At 74.6% G+C, this 19852-nt stretch carries 19 protein-coding genes; 10 read left to right on the top strand and 9 right to left on the bottom strand.

Translation table 11 applies throughout. From position 1 onward, the window contains the following. Positions 1-132: 132 nt before the first annotated feature. Positions 133-1362, top strand: coding sequence for a helix-turn-helix domain-containing protein (locus ACOACO_RS16670; protein WP_420297412.1), 1230 nt, complete (start codon positions 133-135; stop codon positions 1360-1362). Positions 1363-1504: 142 nt separating this feature from the next. Here the strand turns inward: ACOACO_RS16670 and ACOACO_RS16675 are convergent, their stop codons facing one another. After that, the gene (locus ACOACO_RS16675; RefSeq protein WP_420297413.1) at positions 1505-2131 is read right to left on the bottom strand and encodes a hypothetical protein; all 627 of its coding nucleotides are present in this window, start codon (positions 2129-2131) and stop codon (positions 1505-1507) included. A 104-nt stretch (positions 2132-2235) separates the two neighbouring features. Next, on the bottom strand, positions 2236-2880 hold the full coding sequence (locus ACOACO_RS16680) for a hypothetical protein (protein WP_420297414.1): 645 nt from the start codon (positions 2878-2880) through the stop codon (positions 2236-2238). A gap of 234 nt (positions 2881-3114) precedes the next feature. On the opposite strand from ACOACO_RS16680, the gene ACOACO_RS16685 reads away from it, so the two are divergent. The 4 genes from ACOACO_RS16685 to ACOACO_RS16700 all read left to right on the top strand — a co-directional run bounded on the left by ACOACO_RS16685 (position 3115) and on the right by ACOACO_RS16700 (position 8252). Further along, positions 3115-4206 (top strand): hypothetical protein, encoded by a 1092-nt coding sequence (locus tag ACOACO_RS16685; protein ID WP_420297415.1) that lies wholly within the window; start codon positions 3115-3117, stop codon positions 4204-4206. A gap of 175 nt (positions 4207-4381) precedes the next feature. Continuing rightward, the gene (locus ACOACO_RS16690) at positions 4382-5338 is read left to right on the top strand and encodes a hypothetical protein (RefSeq protein WP_420297416.1); all 957 of its coding nucleotides are present in this window, start codon (positions 4382-4384) and stop codon (positions 5336-5338) included. Between the two features lie 85 nt (positions 5339-5423). After that, the gene (locus ACOACO_RS16695; protein ID WP_420297417.1) at positions 5424-6710 is read left to right on the top strand and encodes a PucR family transcriptional regulator; all 1287 of its coding nucleotides are present in this window, start codon (positions 5424-5426) and stop codon (positions 6708-6710) included. 228 nt (positions 6711-6938) lie between these two features. Next, entirely contained in the window at positions 6939-8252 is a 1314-nt protein-coding gene (locus tag ACOACO_RS16700) for an extracellular solute-binding protein (protein ID WP_420297418.1), read from the top strand. A 27-nt stretch (positions 8253-8279) separates the two neighbouring features. Here ACOACO_RS16700 and ACOACO_RS16705 read toward each other — a convergent pair whose 3' ends face one another. Both ACOACO_RS16705 and ACOACO_RS16710 read right to left on the bottom strand, forming a co-directional pair. Next, the gene (locus ACOACO_RS16705) at positions 8280-9647 is read right to left on the bottom strand and encodes an HRDC domain-containing protein (RefSeq protein WP_420297419.1); all 1368 of its coding nucleotides are present in this window, start codon (positions 9645-9647) and stop codon (positions 8280-8282) included. After that, positions 9644-10252, bottom strand: coding sequence for a DUF3000 domain-containing protein (locus ACOACO_RS16710; protein WP_420297420.1), 609 nt, complete (start codon positions 10250-10252; stop codon positions 9644-9646). Before ACOACO_RS16710 ends, ACOACO_RS16705 begins: the two co-directional genes overlap by 4 nt. Before the next feature lie 70 nt (positions 10253-10322). Between ACOACO_RS16710 and hemE the strand changes: the two genes are divergently transcribed. Continuing rightward, positions 10323-11375, top strand: coding sequence for a uroporphyrinogen decarboxylase (hemE, locus tag ACOACO_RS16715; RefSeq protein WP_420297421.1), 1053 nt, complete (start codon positions 10323-10325; stop codon positions 11373-11375). 144 nt (positions 11376-11519) lie between these two features. On the opposite strand, the gene ACOACO_RS16720 is transcribed toward hemE, so the two are convergent. From ACOACO_RS16720 to ACOACO_RS16735, 4 genes are all read right to left on the bottom strand, one after another. After that, positions 11520-12281, bottom strand: coding sequence for an SDR family oxidoreductase (locus ACOACO_RS16720; protein ID WP_420297422.1), 762 nt, complete (start codon positions 12279-12281; stop codon positions 11520-11522). Between the two features lie 76 nt (positions 12282-12357). After that, positions 12358-13272, bottom strand: a complete 915-nt coding sequence (locus ACOACO_RS16725) for an MOSC domain-containing protein (RefSeq protein WP_420297423.1) — start codon at positions 13270-13272, stop codon at positions 12358-12360. Positions 13273-13578: 306 nt separating this feature from the next. Further along, on the bottom strand, positions 13579-15066 hold the full coding sequence (locus tag ACOACO_RS16730; protein ID WP_420297424.1) for a hypothetical protein: 1488 nt from the start codon (positions 15064-15066) through the stop codon (positions 13579-13581). Between the two features lie 171 nt (positions 15067-15237). After that, positions 15238-15375, bottom strand: coding sequence for a hypothetical protein (locus ACOACO_RS16735; protein WP_420297425.1), 138 nt, complete (start codon positions 15373-15375; stop codon positions 15238-15240). Positions 15376-15479: 104 nt separating this feature from the next. Between ACOACO_RS16735 and ACOACO_RS16740 the strand changes: the two genes are divergently transcribed. The 4 genes from ACOACO_RS16740 to ACOACO_RS16755 all read left to right on the top strand — a co-directional run bounded on the left by ACOACO_RS16740 (position 15480) and on the right by ACOACO_RS16755 (position 19139). Next, complete coding sequence (locus tag ACOACO_RS16740) at positions 15480-17204, top strand: ABC-F family ATP-binding cassette domain-containing protein (RefSeq protein WP_420297426.1); 1725 nt, start codon at positions 15480-15482, stop codon at positions 17202-17204. After that, the gene (locus tag ACOACO_RS16745; protein WP_420297427.1) at positions 17201-17551 is read left to right on the top strand and encodes a hypothetical protein; all 351 of its coding nucleotides are present in this window, start codon (positions 17201-17203) and stop codon (positions 17549-17551) included. The genes ACOACO_RS16740 and ACOACO_RS16745 overlap by 4 nt, the downstream gene beginning before the upstream one ends. A 325-nt stretch (positions 17552-17876) precedes the next feature. Next, a complete protein-coding gene (locus ACOACO_RS16750) occupies positions 17877-18068 on the top strand; it encodes a hypothetical protein (RefSeq protein WP_420297428.1) in 192 nt (63 codons plus the stop codon). A 246-nt stretch (positions 18069-18314) separates the two neighbouring features. Then, a complete protein-coding gene (locus ACOACO_RS16755) occupies positions 18315-19139 on the top strand; it encodes a hypothetical protein (protein ID WP_420297429.1) in 825 nt (274 codons plus the stop codon). Here ACOACO_RS16755 and ACOACO_RS16760 read toward each other — a convergent pair. Further along, positions 19123-19485 (bottom strand): hypothetical protein, encoded by a 363-nt coding sequence (locus ACOACO_RS16760; RefSeq protein WP_420297430.1) that lies wholly within the window; start codon positions 19483-19485, stop codon positions 19123-19125. The two genes, ACOACO_RS16755 and ACOACO_RS16760, sit on opposite strands and share 17 nt — an antisense overlap. Positions 19486-19852: the final 367 nt, after the last annotated feature.

Below are 19852 nucleotides of genomic sequence, written 5' to 3' on the forward strand. Positions count from 1 at the left end.
TTGCCCCGCTCCGGTGGACCGGAGCCGGGTGCGGCTCGTTCACTTCGATCGCCGGTGGGTCCGCGGAGGGAGCCGACCGGCCCGCCGGCCCTGTCCCGGTCGCGCGGTCGCTGATCTCGGAGGGCACACCCCATGTCGGTCCCGGCGCGCGGCGCGTCCCCGCTGGCGCGCGCCCACGCGGTCGCGCCCGGCCTCGCGGCGGCGTACCGACCGCGGGTCGCCGCGCTGAGCCGTCGCCTCGCGGACGAGGTGTGCGGCGTCGTCGCGGGGTTCGCGCACCCCGCGCTGCGCCCGGTGGTGGAGGAGGCGGTCGGTCTCGCGGTGCACGCCTTCGTCGACGCCCTCGCGGGGGCGCCGGTGCGCGGCTCCGTGCTGGCCGCCCACTTCGACCGGCTGGGGCGCCTCGAGGCGGCGGCGGGCCACGACCTGGACGCCATGCGGGCCGCGCACCAGGTGGTCACCCAGCTGAGCTGGCAGGAGCTGCGGGCGGCCGCCGCCCCGCTCGACGTGCCGGCCGAGGTCGTCGACCGCGTCACCGACGTGCTCCTCGCCTACCAGCAGTGGCTGCACGACCAGGCGGTGCACGGCTTCCTCGACGAGCGGCGGGTCGGTGCGCCGGGTCCGCCGGCGGCTGCACCGGACGCCCGGGCGCGGCTCCTGCTCGCCCTCGTCACGGGCGCCTCCGCGACCCGGTTGGCGGACCTCGCGCGCGCCGCCGGCGTCACGTGGCCACCGGCGGGGCCGGTCGTCGTGGTGGCGGCCGAGGCCGGGCCGTCCGCCGGCCGGGTCGCCGCCCTCACCGACGCGCGGGCCGGCGCGCAGGCGGGGACCCTGAGCGGGGTGCACCGCCACCACCTCGTCGTGCTCGCCGACGTCGCGGCGGCCGACGGGGTCGCCCGGGGCGTGGCCCGGGTCCAGCCGGGGCCGGTGGCGGTGGGCTGGGGCGTCGAGCCGCGGCACGTCGCCCACGCCGTGCGCTGGACGTTCCGGGCGCTGCGCCTGGCGCGGCAGGGCGTCATCGGAGTCCCGCCGGACCGGCTGGTCCGCTGCCGCGACCACCAGGCGGCGCTCTGGCTGCACGCCGACCAGGTACTGCGCCAGCACGTGACGGCCGAGGTGCTCGCCCCGCTGTCCGCGCTCAAGCCGCAGCAGCGCGAGGCGCTGGGCGAGACCCTCCTGCTGTGGCTGCAGACCCGGGCGAGCGCCCCGGTGCTGGCCGAGCGGCTGGGGGTGCACCACCAGACGGTGCGCAACCGGTTGCGGCGCGCCCGCGACCTCTTCGGCGCCGACCTCGACGACCCCGGCCGGGCCTCCGCCCTGCTGCAGGCGCTCGAGACGGTGCGGACCTGCCCCGCCCCCTGAGGCCCCCGCACCGCACGGCCGACGGCACGCGGACGCACCGCGGCCGTCGTACCCGGGTCCCCGGCAGTGAGGTCCCGGGCCGACGGCCGCGGCGGGAGGGAGGGATCACGCAGGCAGGCGCCTGCGGTCGTGCGTCAGGGGGTCAGAGGAAGACCCCGTTGCTCACCTGGATGTCCACGGTGTTGCCGGGTCCGGGCACGAGCAGGTTGATGAGCCCGGTGTTGAGGCCGCAGTTGGCGAAGTCGCCGATCGTGTACTCGCCGACGAGCCGGCCGCCCTCGGCGAGGTCGAAGCCGACCCCGGGCTCGGTGCCGACCGGGATGGTGACGGGCACCTTGGTCTGGCACCGGGTGCCGGTGAACGTCGGGAAGCCGGCGATCTTGATGTTGGACAGCCGCACGTTGTAGGTGGCGGTCGAGCTGACCGAGGCGATGTCGCCCGAGAGGTTGATGTGACCCGTGAGCGGCGCGGCCTCGACGAACGCCACGTCGGCCTGCACCGGCAGGAACCCGGCGGCCTTGAAGTTCGTGCGCGTGCCGGGCAGCGGGAGCGAGCCCGTGAAGTCGCCGGTGTCGACGTCGAGGTCGGTGCGCAGCGTCGTCGGGCCGAGGGCGACGGTCGAGTCGGTCTTGGCGATCGTGCTGGTGCCGACGGCGTCGTACTCGATGGGGACGATCGTGGCCGCGTGCGCGACGGTCGGCACGAGGGCGAGGGCGGCGGCGGCGCCGACCCCGGCGAGGGTACGGCGTACCCGGCGGGTCGTGGTCATGGCGGTGTCTCCTGGAGAGGTGTCGTGGAGCAGGGGGTGGAGCGGTTCCGAGCGGGCGGGGAGGGGCGGGCCGGGGTGAGGGAACCCCGGCCCGCCCGGGTCGGTCAGGACAGGTTGATCGCGCCGTCCGGCGAGGCGACGTTGAGGTTCGCCACGAAGTTGGCCCGGTTGCCGTTCTGGAGCTGGCCGAGGCAGCCCACGACGTTGGACAGCGTGAGGTTGCCGCTGTAGCCGGTCTCGTTGATGCTCAGCTGCTGCGTCGCCTCGTTGAAGGCGCCCCGCGGCTGGCCCGTGACCGTGAAGCGACAGACGTTCGGGTTGGCCGTCGTCTGCACCCCGGCGGTGACGTTGCCGATGTAGCCCGCCACCGACTCGTTGCCGGCGGTGGCGTTCGTGCCGGTGCCGGTGACGTTCCAGGTGCCCGTCTGCGTGACCGTGGCCGCGCCGCCCGGGATGGTGCAGCCCGTCCAGGTGGTCGACGTGATGGTGGCGACGGGGTTGACGCCCGTGCCCGACGTGACGGCGCCCGCCCCGCGCACCGACGTGCAGTTCATGTTGATGATGGTCCCCGCGTTGTTGCGAGCGTTGAACTGCACGGCGCTCGCGCTCGACGCGGTGATGGCGTGGGTGCCGGCGGCGCTGCTGCCACCGACCGACACGGTGTACGGCGGGCCGGCGGCGAACGCGGGGCTGGAGACCGTGATGACGGCGGCGGCGGCGACGCCGGCTGCGAGGTGCCTGATCTTCATGATTCCTCCTGGGTTTCCGAGACGTGACGGGCGTCACGAGGGCCATCGAGCCCGGCGGGCCCCGGGTCCGTCCAGGGGTCGCCCCCGTGGAGGTGCGCTTTGTCGGTCTGCGTTGTCACGCGCGTGACAACCGCCTCGCACGACTTGTCACGCGGATGACAACTTCTGGGCGTGCCTTCGCGGTCGTGATCGGAACCCTGGTGGGCGGCGAGCGGCACTGCGACAGTGCGCCAGGTGTCGAACACCTCACTGCTGCGCCGGTGCGCGGCACCCGTCGCCGCCGTGCTCGCCCTGCTGCTCCTGCCGTCGGCGGGTAGCGCCGAACCGGGCCCGTACCCCGGCCTGCCGCAGGTCGAGGATCCAGGGCCGCCCTTCCCGGAGACCGTGGGCACCCCGAGCGACCGCAACGTCTTCGCCTGGCTGAACGCGCCCTACGGGGGCCTGGCGAGCTCGGTGCGCAGCGAGCAGTGGCTCCGGCTGCCCGTGCGCGCCTTGGCGTCGAACTCGATGTTCTACACCTGCGAGGGCCCTGCCTCCCCGCCGGGCGGGGACAACCCGTGCACCATCGAGATGGACCCCCGCACCCTCAACTACAACGCGCTGCACACGGCGGCGTTCCTCGTCTCGCCCGACGGCTCCGAGCAGGCCTACGGCGACGGCCCGGTCATCCCGGTCCGGACCGTCGCGTTCGGCGCGATCCCCGTCGAGGTCGGGATCCAGATGAGCCAGGCGCGTGACGCGGACGGCCTTCCCGTCCCGCTGCAGGCCCGGATCGTCGAGCGGACGACGGTGGAGCCCGGGGTGGAGGGGCTGACGAACAACATGGACCCCGCCACGCTCACCGGCCCCGTGGTGCTGCGGGTCGTCGGGCTCGCCGTCGACGGCGTCGACCTGGACCTCGGTGACTGTCGGACCCCGACGATCGACCTCGCCGTCCGGAGCGAGGCCGCGAGCGGACCGGTCGGGCAGGAGTACGAGTGGATCGATCCCCAGCGCAGCACCTACGGCTTCTCGGGCGGTGGCTTCAACGGGGTCGTCGACATCCCGGCGTTCGAGGGCTGCGAGACGGCGGCGGGGGACGACGTCAGTGCGGTCCTGACGTCGGTGATCTCCGGACCCGGCAACCCGGTGAGCGTGCAGTACGGGGCGATGTTCTGCTTCGGCGAGTTCACCGATGAGGGCACCGCGAAGCCCACACGCCCCGGCGCCGACCTCCCAGAGGAGGCCGGCTGCACGCAGTACGAGATGGCGCCGGGCGGTAGGTGGTGGGCCGTCCCGCTGCCCCGCGACTTCCCCGACCGGGCGCCGGGCGACCCGGAGCAGTGACCCGGCGGCGCTCGGTTCACGTCGACCGTGCGGCCGGTGCCCGCGTCGTTGACGACGCTGTCGGTGCCCCGGTCTACTGTGACCCGAACCACACTGGCTTATCGGGAAGTGAGTGCGTGGATGCACACGGTCGTCGGCTCCTGCGCCGGCCTCCCGCCGTGACCGGCGGGTCGACATGACCGCGGCACTGGTCGCCGCTGCCGTCGTGCTGCTGCTCGCCGCGGTCCTCCTCGTGCTGCTCGCCGAGACGATCGCGCTGGCGCCGCTGCGCGCGGACGGCGCGGTGCTGCCCCGGGGCGGCGCGCTGCTGGCCGTCGCCCGCCGCGTCGACGCCCTGGTCGCGGACGTCAGCGGCTTCGTGACGGACGGCGAGCTGCAGGTGGTGGCGGTCGAGCCCGTGGAGCCCGACCACGACCGCAACCTGCGGTGGTTCGCCGGGGCGCTGCAGCACCAGGGGGAGGGCCCCGTCGCCCGGGCCATCGCCCGCCTGTCGAGCAGCGGCCGGGTGACCGACGTACGCCGCGTGCCGGGCGCTGGCATCGAGGGCGCGGTCGACCGCCACCCCGTGCGCGTCGGCGACCCCCGGTGGATCGGGGTGACCGCGCCGCCGGTCGCGACGGGCGGGCACACGGTGGCCGTCGAGGTCGACGGCCGCACCCTCGGCTGCATCACCGTCGCCGAGCGCGTGCGCCCCGAGGCGGCGGGCGCCCTGGTGCGCCTGGCCGACGCGGGCCTGACGACCCGCCTCGTCAGCGCGGCGGGCGAGCTCGAGGCGAAGCGGATCGCCTCCGAGACGTCGGGCGAGGTGACCGCGGCCGACGACGCCGACGGCTGGCGCGCGGTCGTGACGGACCTGCGGGCCACCGGGCGCACCGTCGCCTGCGTCGCCGGGCCGGGCACCTGGGGCGCGGCGCCCGGCGAGGCCGCGCTGTGGCTCAGCACGGGTGAGGGGGCGCGCCCGCCCACCGCGGGCGGGCCCGTCGTACGTCTGCCCGACCTGGCCGTGCAGCGCGTCGAGCGCTTCCTGGCCGCGCTGCGGGCGCTGCCCGCGCGGGTGCGGGCGCTGCGGGTCGCGGGCCTCGCGCTCGCGGTGGTCGGGCTGCTGCTGGCGGGAGCCGGCGTGCTGGTGTGAACGGCCCGGCCGCACCGGGCGGGAGGTCGGTGCGACGGGTCGGCGAGCAGGACACGGGAGGAGAGAGGCACATGGGGGAGCAGGCATGGGAAGCGTGACGTTGCCGATCAAGGGGGACGACGCCGCGGCGCTGGCGCGGCTGGCCACGGCTGCGCGGGCCGTCGCGGCGGACCTCGCGGCGGAGATCGCCGACGAGATCCAGGACAAGGTGGCCAGCTACGCTGGCCCGCCCGACGGGCGCCGGCACCGGCTCATCGAGGACGCCGTCGTGGCGGCGATCGAGCACCTGCTGGCCGTGACCGAGGGCCGGCCGTTCCCGAACGCGCGGGTCGACGACATGTTCCGCCAGATGGGCCAGGGGGAGGCGCTGGAGGAGGGCGACCTGGACGCGACCCAGGCCGCGTTCCGCATCGCCACCCAGGACGCGTGGCGCCACCTGCGCTCGCTGGCCCGCACCCACGGGCTCTCCGCACACGCCCTCGGCGTGCTGGGGGACCGCATGTTCGCCTACCTCGACCACCTCGTCGAGCAGACCCGCATCGGGTACGACGTCGCCCGCCGCCGCCTCGAGGCCGACCGCGGCCGCGCCCGGCGCCGGCTCTTCGACGCGCTGCTGCGGGGCACCGAGGGCGAAGGCCTGCGGACGCTCTCGACCGCCGCGCAGTGGCGGGTGCCCGAGCGCGTCGTCGTGGCCGGGCTGCAGCACGGCGACCGGGAGGCGGGGGAGGAGGCGGCGACCCACCTGCGCCAGGAGGTGCGGGGCCTGCTCGCGGGCTCGCGCCTCCTCGACCGGGTGCTCGTGCGTCCCGACGCGTCGGGCCTCCTGCTGCTCGTGCCGGCCGCGGAGGTGGACGAGGTGCTCGAGGTGCTCGACCCCGTCGTCACGGGCGCCGGCAACCGCCTCGGCGTCGGCTGGGCGGTGGGTCCCGGGGAGCTGCGGGACGCGCTGCGGTGGGTGCGCACCACGCTGGCCCTCGCCGCCGCAGGCGTGGTGCCCGACGGGCCGCTGCTGCGCTGCGCCGAGCACCGCACCCAGCTGTGGCTGCACGCCGAGCCGCTGCTGCGCCAGGGGATGGTGCAGGACCTGCTCTCGCCGCTGCTGGCCGAGACGCCGAACTCGCGGGAGATCCTGTCGGAGACGTTGCTGGCCTGGCTGGAGTCGCGCGACAGCGCCCCGGCCATCGCCGCCCGGCTCGGGGTGCACGCCCAGACGGTGCGCTACCGCTGGAAGCGCATCAACGAGCTGTTCGGCGAGGCGCTGCACGACCCCGAGTTCGTCGTCGCGCTGACGCTGGTGCTCAAGGCCAGCGTCCCGCTGTGGAAGGCGGGGGACCAGCGTGACTTCGAGCGGTTCCACCGGATGACCGGCTGAGCCCTCGTGCGGGCGCCGTGCGCGTCGTACGATCGACGACGGTGCACCGGGCCGTGGCAGCCCCGGGTCCCAATGGAAGCCGCTTCGAGCGGCCACGCGCCGTGAGGCGCTCCCGGTCCGGTGCACCGCCACCTCCCCGCCGTACCCGCAGGCGACCGGCCGGTATCGTGAGCCCGGGGGCCTCGGACACGGGGCAGGAGAGGAGCTCTGCCCGTGCAGCGTCGCCGGATGGCTCGATGGACCAGCGCCGTCTCGCTGGCGTTGGTCGCGACCGCGCTGACCGCCTGCAACGACGACGGGGGCACGGAGCCGCAGCCGCCGGTGGACGAGACGCCGGCCGCACTCGGGCTCGGCCTCTACGACCTGCCCGCCCCGGTTGCCGCCGGGCTGACGAGCGCCGTCGAGACCATCAACGCCGACACCGAGACCCGCCAGGTCACCGTCACCGGCGACGGGTCGGCCAGCCTGCGCGAGGCCGTCACCGCGGGCGAGACGCTCCCCGACCTCTTCTTCGCCTCGAGCGATGACCTGGCGTGGCTCGACGGCGCGGACCTGCTCGAGCCGGTCGACTCCTACCTCCAGGCCCGCGAGATCGACTTCGGCGACGGCTTCTCCTTCGACGGCGTGCGCGCCTTCACGGTCAACGACCGGCTGCTGTGCATGCCGTACGCGATCGACCCGCTGGTCGTCTACTACAACCCCGCGCTCGTCGACTTCGACGCGATGGCCGAGCAGGGCCTCGGCACCCCCAACGGCGTCCGCTGGACGCTGGAGGAGTTCGAGGCGGCCGCCGCGTTCGCCAGCGACCCGGTCGCCGGCACGAAGGGCGTGTACGTCGCGCCCACCCTCGACCAGCTGTCCCCGTTCGTGCTGTCGGGCGGCGGTCAGGTCTTCGCGGAGGACGCCACGTCGCTCGCGCTCTCGCAGGAGGGCACCGTCGAAGCGCTCGTGCCGATCCTCTCCGTGCTGCGCCAGGCCGCCACCACCCTGACGCCGGAGGAGCTGGCGCAGGCCACCCCGCTCGAGTGGTTCACCAGCGGTCGCCTCGGGATGATGGTCGGCCCCCGCTCGCTCGTGCCGCAGCTGCGCGCCGTCGAGGGCCTGCAGTTCGAGGTGATGATGACGCCGGAGGTCGGCGAGCGCGCCACGGTCGGCACGGCCGACGGCATCTGCGTCTCGGCCGGGTCGGAGAACGTGGAGGCCGCGGCCGACACCATCGTCGACCTGGTCTCCGCCGACGCGATGACCCCGGTCGCCGAGACGGGCTACTTCGTGCCGTCGAACGTCGAGGTCGCCGAGTCCGACGCCTACCTGCAGCCCGAGGCGATGCCGCTCAACGCGTCGGTCTTCTTCGACGCGCTGCGCTACACGACGTTCCTGCCGCCGGTGCCCGACCGCGCCGCGCTCGACGCCGCGGTGGAGCCCTACCTCGAGGACCTGCTCAACCTCGCGATCCTCAACCCCGACACGATCGAGGCCATCACGGGCCAGATCGACGAGGAGTCGCAGCTCGTGCTGGGCGGCACCCCCGAGGAGGAGTGACGCTCCCCGCCCGTTCCCGCGACCGGGTCAGCCGTCGGCGGCCGCGGCCGCCTCGTCGGGCGAGGTGACCGGGGGCTCGACGTCGCCGTCGAGCACGGCGTCGGTCAGCACGGGGGCGGCGAGCTCGACCTGCCAGGGGCGCGCGCCGTACGACGCGAGCTGCTCGCCGACCGCGACCAGCAGGTCCGCACGCACCCGGGTGGCCGGCGGCGTCCAGACGAGCCGGCGCAGGTAGTCGGGGGTCAGCAGGTTCTCCACCGGCAGGTGCAGCTCCTCGGCGAGCGCGACGGTGCGCTCGCGGGCCAGCACGAGGCGGCGGGCCGCGACCGGGTCCTTGTCGGCCCACGCCCGCGGGGGCGGGGGGCCGTCGCCGCGGGGCACCCGCGTCGGCAGGTCGGACTCCGGCATGGCCAGCACGGCCTCGATGGCGGCGACCCAGCGGGCGGCGTACCGGTCGGCGCCGCGGCCCTTGAAGCCCGGGGTGGCGAGCAGCGCCGCGCGGGTCGTGGGCAGGGCCTCCGCGGCGGCGATGATCGCGGCGTCGGGCAGCACGCGGCCGGGGGTGACGTCGCGGGTGCGGGCGATCTCGTCGCGGGTGGTCCACAGCTCGCGCACGGCGCCGAGGGCGCGGCGCCCGCGCAGCCGGTGGCTGCCCGACACGCGCCGCCACGGCTCGGCGCGCACGGTCGGGGTGAAGTCGAGGAGGTGCTCGAACTCCTGGCGCGCCCACTCGGTCTTGCCGGTCTCGGCCAGCTCGGCGACGAGGAGGGCGCGCAGCTCGACGAGCACCTCGACGTCGAGGGCGGCGTACTCCAGCCACGGGCGCGGCAGCGGCCGCTTCGACCAGTCGACGGCCGAGTGCTCCTTGCGCATGCGCCGTCCCAGCAGGGTCTCCACCAGGCTCGCGAGCCCGACCTTCGGGTGGCCGAGGAGGCGCCCGGCGAGCTCGGTGTCGAACAGCGCGGCGGGACGCAGGCCGACCTCCGCGAGGCACGGCAGGTCCTGCGTCGCGGCGTGGAGGATCCACTCCGCGTCGCCGATCGCCTCCTGCACGGGGGCGAGCGAGTCGAACGCGATGGGGTCGACAAGCGCGCTGCCGGCGCCCTCGCGGCGCAGCTGGATGAGGTAGGCGCGTGAGGAGTAGCGGTAGCCCGAAGCGCGCTCCGCGTCGATCGCGACCGGGCCGGTCGCGGCGGCCAGCGCCTCGCAGTACGCCGCGAGCGCCGCCGGCGTGTCGATGACGTCGGTCAGCTGCTCGCGCAGTTCGAGGAGCGGCGCCTGGGGCGCGGCCTCCTCGGTCTGCTCGGTGGCGGTCTGCTCGGTGGCTGCCTGCTCGGGGGCGGCGTCCGTCGTACCGGGGGTCACGTCGGTCTCGGCAGCGGGCCGGTCGCTCACGACCTGCCCCGCTGGCCGCGCCGGCTCGGCATGACCGCGACGCCCTCGGGGACGGGCGGCAGCCCGCCGGCGGTGCACATCAGCTCGGCCCACGCCTCGACGTGGCGGTCGAGGTCGAGGCCGGACGGGGTCCAGGAGGCGCGCACCTCGATCTGCGCGGTCGTCTCCTCGCCGGCCATCTGGCCGAAGCTCTGGGTGGTGACGCAGGTGACGGTGCCGGCCGCGGCGGCGTACCCCGCGCCGTGCGCCGTGAGCGCCTCCTCGAGCCACGACCAGCCGACCTCGGCGAGCAGCGGGTCGGTGGCGAGCTCGCCGTCGATGTCGGCGCGCACGTAGGTGACGCAGCGGAACGTGCCGTCCCACGCGTCATTGCCGGCCGGGTCGTGCAGCAGGATGATGCGGCCGGTCGCGACCTCGTCCTCGTCGACCTCGACGTCACCGGTCAGCGCGACCGCGTACGGCGCGATCCGTTGCGGCGCGCCCATCTCCTCGAGGTGCACCTCCGGGCGCACCCGTGCGCTGCGCAGTGCCGCCACCGCGTCGGTGAAGGCGCGCGGCGCCGGACCCGATGCGGAGCCGGGACGCGCGTCGTGTCCTGCCACCATGGGGCTCACGGTAAGCCTCCCGCCCGAGGTCGCCCGTGCGCCACGCCGCCTGACCTGCGAGGATCGTGGGGTGTCCAGCACCCCCGTTCCCGACCCCCGCCTCGCCGACTCCGCCTTCCTCAAGGCGGCCCGTGGGGAGCCGGTGCCGCACACGCCGGTCTGGTACATGCGGCAGGCGGGGCGCTCGCTGCCCGAGTACCTGAAGGTCCGCGAGGGCGTCGGCATGCTCGAGTCCTGCATGGACGCGGCGCTGACCACGGAGATCACGCTGCAGCCCGTGCGCCGGTACGGCGTCGACGCGGCCGTCTTCTTCTCCGACATCGTGCTGCCGCTCAAGGCGGTCGGGGTCGACCTCGACATCAAGCCCGGCATCGGGCCCGTCGTCGCCTCGCCCGTGCGGACGCTCGCGGACGTCGAGGCCATCCCCGACCTGACCCCGGAGCACGTCCCCTTCATCACCGAGGCCGTGCAGGCGCTCGTGCGCGAGCTCGGCGGCACCCCGCTGCTCGGCTTCGCGGGCGCGCCGTTCACGGTCGCGTCGTACCTCGTCGAGGGCGGGCCCTCGAAGGAGCACGCCCGCACCAAGGCCATGATGTTCGGCGCCCCCGACGTGTGGGACGCGCTCATGCGCAAGATCGGGGGCATCGCCGCGGCGTTCCTCGAGGTGCAGGTGCGGGCCGGCGCCTCCGCCGTGCAGCTCTTCGACTCGTGGGCGGGCGCGCTGACGCCGGCCGACTACGTCGAGCACGTGCAGCCCCACTCCGCCCGCGTCCTCGCCCAGGTCGGCGAGCTCGGCGTGCCGCGCATCCACTTCGGCGTCGGCACCACCAACCTGCTCGGCCACATGGGCGACGCGGGCGCCGACATCGTCGGCGTCGACTGGCGCACCCCGCTGTCCGAGGCCATCGGGCGCGTGGGCGACCGCGGCGTGCAGGGCAACCTCGACCCCACGCTCGTCTTCGCCCCCACCGAGGTGATGACCGCCCGCGCCGCCGAGATCATCGAGGCCGGCCGCGCCGCCAAGGGCCACGTGTTCAACCTCGGCCACGGCGTCATCCCGTCCACCGACCCCGACCAGCTGAAGAAGCTGACCGAGTTCGTGCAGTCGTACCCGCTGGCCTGAGCGCCCTCGGTGGTTTCGAGGGCCGCCGGGGCGGCCACCTCAACCACCGATCCGTGCCGGTGGTCGAGGTGGGTGCGCTAGCCGCCGGTGGTTGAGGTGGGTGCGCCAGCCCCCCTCGAAACCACGCCCGGCAAGCACTCCCGCTCAGACGCCGCCGTTGAGCGTCAGGCCGCCGTCGAGCACGAGCGTCTGGCCCGTGGTCCAGGCGGCGTCGTCGGAGAGCAGGTACGCCACCGCGCCCGCGATGTCGGCGGGCTCGCCGAGCCGCTTGAGGGGGTACGCCGCGGCGACCTCCTCCTCGCGGTCGGTGTAGAGCGCCTCCGCGAAGCGGGTCTTCACGACGGCGGGGGCGACGGCGTTGACGCGCACCGTCGGGCCGAGCTCGACGGCCAGCTCCTCGGTGAGGTGGATGAGCAGCGCCTTCGAGGCGCCGTAGAACGCGATGCCCGGCGCGGGCCGCAGCCCGGCGACCGAGGCGACGTTGACGATGGCGCCGCCGTGCTCCTTCATCCAGGCGCCGACGGCGCGCTGGGTCCAGGCGAGGGTGCCGATCGCGTTGACCTCGAGGATCTTGCGCGCGGCGTCGAGGTCGAGGTCCATCAGCGGGCCGTACGCCGGGTTGATGCCCGTGTTGTTCACCAGCAGGTCGAGGCTGCCGAAGGTGTCGATCGCCTTCGCGACGGCGTCGGCCTGGTGGTCGGCGTCGTCCGCGCGACCGGCGACGCCGATGGCCTTCTCGGGCCCGCCGAGCTCCGCGACCGCGGCCTGCAGCGCGTCGTCCTTGCGCGCGGTGATGACGACGCGCGCGCCCTCGTCGACGAGGCGCTGGGCGATGGCGAGACCGATGCCGCGGCTGGCGCCGGTGACGATCGCGGTCTTGCCGGAGAGGCCGGGGGATGCGGGCATGGAAGGTCCTCCAGGGGTGCGGCGGTCGGGGAGCCGGGCGTCGTCGTGACGCCGCTCACGCCGGTTCTACCAGAGGTCAGGACACCCGGGCAGGGGCGGCCCGCAACGGTCCGCGGCCCGAAGTCACGGCGTCCAGCACCTTGACAGGGTCGCCGACCCGCACGACCGGGTACGCCGCCGCGCGGTCCGCCGCCGGCTCGACGTCCGGCACGAGGTTCACCCCGAACCACACGCCGGTGTCGAAGCGCCGTACCCGCGCGAGCGTCCGCAGCGGCTCCTTGCCCCGGGAGCCGGTGGTGGCGTCGACGGTGGTGATCGCGCAGCGCGCGCAGCCCTTGACGGCGCGGAAGACGACGTCGCCGACCTGGATCCGCCGCCAGTCGTCCTCCGCCCACGGCTCGTCGCCGTCGACGACGAGGTTGGGGCGGAAGCGATCCATCGGCACGGGCGGCTCGTCGGAGCCCGCCTCCGCCATCGCGGCGTGCAGCGCGGCCAGCGACGCCTCGGTCGTCACGAGCAGCGGGTAGCCGTCCGCGAACGACACGCGGTCGCCCGGCCGGCTGAACCCGGGGTTGGTCGCGCGCCGTGTCGGGTCGTCGAGGTGGAGCAGCCGCACCGGCCGCCCGACGTACTCGCTCGCCCACGCATCCGCCGCCGCCCCCGCCGCGGCACCGGTGAGCGACGACGACCACAGCGTCAGCTGTACCTGCTCGGTGCCGTCCGGCTCGGGTACGACGAGTGGTTCCGGCGCGCCCTCCACCCCCGGCGCCGCGAGGCGCAGGGCGCCGTCGAGCAGCGTCGGCTCGAGGAGCACCAGGCGCGCGTCGCGGCGCGCGGACAGGAACGTGCCGGCCGTCGGGCCCTCGCCCTCGACGAGCATCCAGCGCCGGTCGCCCGCCAGCCCCCACGGCTCGACCGCGCAGGAGTCGAGCGCCTCGCCGCGCATCGACTTGGCGGGGAAGCGGTGGATCGAGGTGAGGGTCAGCGCCACCGCCGCAGGCTAGTTGGTCCGCGGCGGCGAGGCGTGGATTCGCGGGGGGTGCCGGGCGGCGGGCTCGGGCCGGTCGCGGTAGGAGCGGTAGTGGATGACTACCGCTGGCACCGCGACCCGTGGTGCTCGGGTTCGTGGCTGGTTTTCGAGGGGTGCTAGCGCACCCACCTCAACCACCGACGTCGTGGCCGCGCTGGTACGTCGGTGGTTGAGGTGGCCGCGCCAGCGGCCCTCGAAACCACGCCCGGGCATGCCGGTGGCCCCGACGCGGTGGTGCTGTGGCGGGGTCGGCGGTGATGGGTGCTGCTAGTCGATTGGTGTGGTGCCGGTGGGGTCGACGGCGTACCGGAGCCCGTGGGGGCTGGTCCACGTGTACGTGCCGAGTCGGTCGTGCTGGTAGCGCCATCGCCGGTCGGGCGGACCACTGCCCGGCGGGCTGGTGCCGGTCGGTGATGGGTGTGTCTTGACCCGGTGGTGGCCGCGGCAGAGCGGTGCGAGGTTGTCGGTTGAGGTCTGGCCTGCGCCCGGTGCTGCGTTCGACCGGTAGGGCTCGATGTGGTCGAGGTCGAGGCCTCTGGCTGGTCGTCCGCAGTAGGGGAAGGCGCAGGCGGGCCAATCGAGGCGGACCCGCTCGGCGATCCGGTCGGGGATCTCGTAGGCGTCGACGGCGACGTGCTCGGCGAGGTCGATGACGGGCTTGACGACGATCTTGGTGCCGGGTGCGCGGCACCAGTCGCGGACCTGGTCGGCGGTGATCAGGCTGCGGGTGTTCTCGAGGCGGGCGAGGTCGATGCCGGTGGCGCCGGTGGCCGGGTCGATGCCGGGGCCGGATCGGTGGGCGGTGATGGCGGTGTCGGACAGGTGGACGTAGAGCACGACCGCCCGAGCGGGGGTTCGGGTCGAGTCGGCCGGTGCGACATTGCTGGGCGCGCCACTGGCCGGGTCCACGCCGCCGAGGTCGAGGGCGGTCTGACGCCGTGCGAGCTCACCGACGGCCATGGAGCGTCTGACGTCGTGGTCGGCGTCGCAGCCGGCGGCGGCGAGGTCGGCGGCCACCCGCTGCACGGCGTTCTGCAGATCGAGGGCGTCGGCCAGGTCGAGGGTGCCGTGGACGGGGACGACGCCGGCCCACGGTGACGCTGCGTCGACCGGGGTGGTCTCGACGGTGAAGTACCGGCCCGCGTCGGCGTCGGCCCGGTCGAGCTCAGCGTTCTCCGGGTCGAAGCGCGCGATCGCCTCGGCGACCAGCCGCTCCACGGTCGGCATCGTGGCCCGGTGCGCGACGGGGGCGAGGTTGCGGTCCACGAAGTCCGCACCCTCGGCTGGGAGGCTGCGGGTGAGGGCGGCGATCTTGCGGGCCCGCCACACGGGCAGTGCCCGCTTCTGCGTCGCGGGGTCGGCGCCCGCCAGCACGCGGGAGTAGAGGCGGGGGAGTCGGTGGCGCAGCTCGATCGCATCACCCACGAGCGGGCGACCAGACGCCACGGAGCGCCCCAGCGCTGCGGAGATCTCGTACAGGCAGAACTCCGACACGAGTGGCGCGCCGGGTCCGCCGAGCTCCAGGAACCGGTCGCCACCGGGGACAGCTTGGGGGTTCTCGTGCCACAGGCCGAGCGGGCCGACGGGGTCGCCGACGGTGCCTTCGGTGTGGGCGTCCGCCCAGTCCGCGACCGCGACGAGCGTGGCGACTTCGGCGGCCATCTGTGCTGCTGCCGCCTGTCGGGCGGTCGCGAGCAGCGCGGTCGTGTCGAGGGGCGCGGGGGCCTCGACGACTGCGGTGCTCGGGTGGTTCATACGGACAACGCTAGGGGTGGGCACCGACATTCTTGGGCTCAGGAACGGGGCCTGGGGAAGAAAGTTCTGGGAGTTTTCGAGGCGCCCGGATCGGGTCCGCCGGGGGAACTCGATCGTGGTTTCGAGGGCCGCTGGCGCGGCCACCTCAACCACCGAGGAGGCGCGGCCACCTCAACCACCGGCGCGCGGCGCGGCCACCTCAACCACCGGCGCGGCCACCTCAACCACCGGCGCGGCCACCTCAACCACCGGCGGCCAGCGCGCGGCCACCTCAACCACCGACGGCCAGCGCGCGGCCACCTCAACCACCGGCGTACCGCCCCCGCGGCCACCCCAACCACCGGCGTACCGCCCCCACCGCCCCCGACAACTCGGATGACGGCGAGCACCGCCGTACCGGAGGATGGCTGCTCGTGGGTCACGTCGATGTCCAGGGAGTCCGCTACGAGCTGCCCGACGGGAGGGTGCTGCTCGCGGACGTGTCGTTCCGCGTCGGCGACGGGCACAAGGTGGCGCTGGTCGGTGCGAACGGTGCGGGCAAGACGACGCTGCTGAAGATCGTCACGGGCGACCTGGCGCCGCACGAGGGCGCGGTCAACCGCTCCGGCGGGCTCGGGGTGATGCGGCAGTTCGTCGGGCAGGGCGTCGTGCGGCCCACCGACGGTGTCGAGGTCGAGGACCCGACGGTCGCCGACCTGCTCGCCTCGGTCGCGCCGCTGCGGGTGCAGCAGGCGCTGGCGCGCGTCGACACCCTCGAGCTGGCGCTCATGGAGACGGACGACGAGCCGACGCAGATGAGGTACGCCGAGGCGCTGGCGGAGCTCGCGGACGCGGGCGGCTACGACATCGAGGTCGTCTGGGACTCCTGCACCGTCGCCGCGCTCGGCGTGCCGTGGGAGCGAGCGCGCCACCGCGTGCTGCGCACCCTGTCGGGCGGGGAGCAGAAGCGGCTGGTGCTGGAGTACCTGCTGCGCGGGCCCGACGAGGTGCTGCTGCTCGACGAGCCCGACAACTACCTCGACGTGCCCGGCAAGATCTGGCTCGAGCGCAGGATCGCGGAGTCTCCCAAGACGATCCTCTTCGTCAGCCACGACCGCGAGCTGCTGGCCAACGCGGCCACGCGGGTCGTGACGGTCGAGCTGGGCAGCGCCGGCGCCGGCAACTCGGTGTGGACGCACCCGGGCGACTTCGCGTCGTACCACGCCGCGCGCAGCGACCGCTTCGCCCGCTTCGAGGAGCTGCGCCGCCGCTGGGACGAGGAGCACGCGAAGCTGAAGGCGCTCGTGCACCGGTTGCGCACGAAGGCGGAGTTCAACGACGGCATGGCGGGCGCCTACAAGGCGGCGCAGACGCGGCTGCGCAAGTTCGAGGAGGCCGGCCCGCCCGCGGCCCAGCCCCGCGAGCAGCAGGTGACGATGCGGCTGCGCGGCGGCCGCACCGGCAAGCGCGCCGTGGTCTGCGAGCAGCTCGGGCTGACCGGGCTGATGCACCCCTTCGACCTGGAGGTCTGGTACGGCGAGCGCGTCGCCGTCCTCGGGGCGAACGGCTCGGGCAAGTCCCACTTCCTGCGCCTCCTCGCGGCGGGCGGCACCGACCCGGAGCCCGACCAGCGGCCGGTGGGCGACGTCGTACCCGAACCCGTCCCGCACACCGGGCGCGCGCGGCTCGGGGCGCGGGTGCGGCCGGGGTGGTTCGTGCAGACCCACGAGCACCCCGAGCTCGTCGGACGCACGCTGACCGAGATCCTCCACCGCGGCGACGGGTCGGCCCACGGCCGCGCGGGCATGGGCCGGGAACAGGCGGCGCGGGTGCTGGACCGCTACGAGCTGGCCGCCAGCGCCGACCAGGTGTTCGAGCAGCTGTCGGGCGGGCAGCAGGCGCGTTTCCAGGTGCTGCTGCTCGAGCTGTCGGGCGCCACGCTCCTGCTGCTCGACGAGCCGACCGACAACCTCGACGTCGCCTCCGCCGAGGCGCTGGAGGAGGGCCTGGCAGCCTTCGAGGGCACGGTGCTCGCCGTCACCCACGACCGCTGGTTCGCGCGCGGGTTCGACCGCTTCCTGTCGTACGGCGCCGACGGCCACGTGCGCGAGACCCCCGAGCCCGTGTGGGACGAGGGGCGTGTGGTGCGGGCACGGTGAACGAGGTCGACGAAGCAGCTGTCATCGAGCGGTTCCGGAACGCGGCCGGACGGCTCGTCCTCGACGGCGAGCCCCAGGGTTACGTGACCACGTACGTACGGCCCTATTGGAGCATCGGGCATCCCTTCCGACGACAGGTGCGGGTGTGGTTCCGGTTCAACCTCGATGGTGGAGAGCTCGTGGAGATCGAGGACTACGGCCCCGGCTGGTGGACGGTCCGTGAGGCACTGCGAGGTGTCATCAGCATCGATGGCGAGACCGAGATGACCGTCACCTGGCTGGAGGGCGCCGAGCGCGAGCAGGTCTGGGCCGCGTTCAGCGCAGACGTTCCTGACGAGCTGAGGTGAGTGCCGCGAGGCCGGTCCGGAGCCGACGTGCGGGTTCTACCCCGACGGCGCGGTGGAGGTAGCAGCGATGGGAGCAGACGTGGTGGCGGGGCTCGTCGGTGTGCTCGTCGGTGGTGTCGTCCTCGGCGGTGGGCTCGTGTGGCGGGGGCGACGGCCGCCCACTCGCGGTCGCGTCCTAAAGATCGCGGCGAGCGGGCGATTCGTCCCCGCCGTTCCCGTGCCGGCACGACGTCCGAGATGGATCCACGGGTGGCTCGTCGCTGAGCCGGGGGGTGGCCCGCCGCGGCTCGTCACGCGGCGGTGGTCCCGGCGAGCCCCGATCGAGTTGGTCGGCCTGCGCCCCGCCGGCTCCCGCCCGCCGACGGCTCTCGAGCGGCTGAACCGGCAGATCACCGAGGTCGCCGTGCTGTCGACCCCCGATCCCGGGACGGTCCTGGAGATGGCGTTCATCGGAGCGCACGAGCGGGAGCTGGCGTTCTCCGTGCTGAGGACCCGGGGGTCGCTCCAGGACGAGTGAGTGGCGGCCGCCCGGCGTACCTCCCGTGTAACGCGGCGCCCGGGCTGCTGGACACGGGGTGCACCGCTGACCCAGACGCCCCAGCACCGCAGGAGACGTCAGCACCGCGGAAGACACGGGGCCCCGGGCCGGTACGGCCGGAAGGCCAGCCGGCGCGACGTCCCTGGGGCAGGATGCGCACGGGGCGCATCGGCGCCCCGCCGACCGGGGGGACGGTGCGTCGTGGGGGAACGGGCTCGACCAGCGGTGCCGCGCGCCGCTCTCCTCGCGGCGGCGCTCCTCGTCGTGGTCGCCGCGGTCGTGGGTGTCGTCGCCGGCCGCGACGCAGGAGAGGACCTCGAGGAACCGACGCCCGCCTGGCGCACCGCCGCCGAGCGCGGGCTCGCGTGGGACGACGCGGCGTCGCCGGTGCGCCCACCGCTGCTGGACCCGGCGGCCGAGCAGGTGACCGGGGACCCCCGGGGACCCGGTTCGCTGCCCGTGCAGGTGGAGGACACCGCTCGGGCCGCTGCGGAGTCGTCGCCGCTCGCGGGGGAGCGGTTCGCGATCCTCGCGTCGCACTACCTGAACTACCAGATGACCGACACCCCGATCGACGCCGCAGGCGTGGAGTCGCTCTTCGCCGAGCCCGACGGGCCGGCGGCCGCCTACGCGAAGAGCGAGGCGGCCGCGCAGGTGATCGGTGCCGCCGGCACCCCGAGCATGCGCCACCTCGACCTCGATGCGGGGTCCTGGGTGGCGTCGACGGTCGACGAGGACGGCACGGTCGTGACGAACTACGTGGCGCGGGTCGGCATCGTCCTCGCCGGCGAGCCGTTCGAGACGTGGGTGAGCTTCGGGTCCGCCAGCGTCTGGACGGGCGACCGTTGGCAGCTCGTGGCCTGGACGAACGACGCGATGCTCGACGACGATCCCGATCGCCCGAGCGCTCGGCCCGCCGTCACCGCTACCGGACCCTTCGCCTGGCGCGAGGTCCCGGGCTGCGTCGAGTGCTCACGGCGACCGCCGCACGACGGACCGGGGCGGCAGCGACGCCCGCCCCGGTCCGCACGGGTCAGCAGCTGTAGTTGACGACCGCGTACTGCGTGTTGTTGACCTTCACCCAGCCCGGCGTGGTGCGGGAGTAGGCGATGGTCGCGGGCGGGAACGTGTACGTCGCGCGGCAACCCGTCTCGACGTAGAAGCCGTCCGCGTCGCGGAACCCGTCGCTGATGGCCCACGGCGACAGGATCGCCTCGGCGCCCCACGGGTTGGCGAGGTTGTAGGTGATGAACATGGGCTGCGAGCCCACGTTGTGGATCTGGCCGCCGAAGGGCGGGACGGCCTCCGCCGACTCGGTGGGCGTGACCGCGGTGGCGCCGGCGGTGACGGCCGCGACGGCCGCGAGGCCCGTGAGGGCGCGCTTGATGAAGGGCATGGGGTTCTCCTGTGGGAGTAGAGGTGCCGAGATAGACCTCGTCGGCGATCGCCGACGAGGACGACCCGATCGGTCGGCGGCGACATCGGGGTGAATGCGGTCGCACGCGCCGACGGCGACCCACCGAACACGCGGGCCGGTGCGGCGAGCGCCGCGCGAGCGGGTGTGGTTTCGAGGGCCGCTGGCGCGGCCACCTCCACCACCGGGGTCGGCGCTGGCGCGGCCACCTCAACCACCGGGGTCGGCGCTGGCGCGGCCACCTCGACCACCGGGGTCGGCGCTGGCGCGGCCACCTCGACCACCGCCACCGCGCCCCACGGCGTGCCTCCCCACGACGCCACCCCGGCGCTCCTACTCTCGTCGCTCG

Source organism: Nocardioides sp. CPCC 205120, assembly GCF_048654585.1.
Taxonomy (GTDB): Bacteria; Actinomycetota; Actinomycetes; order Propionibacteriales; family Nocardioidaceae; genus Nocardioides.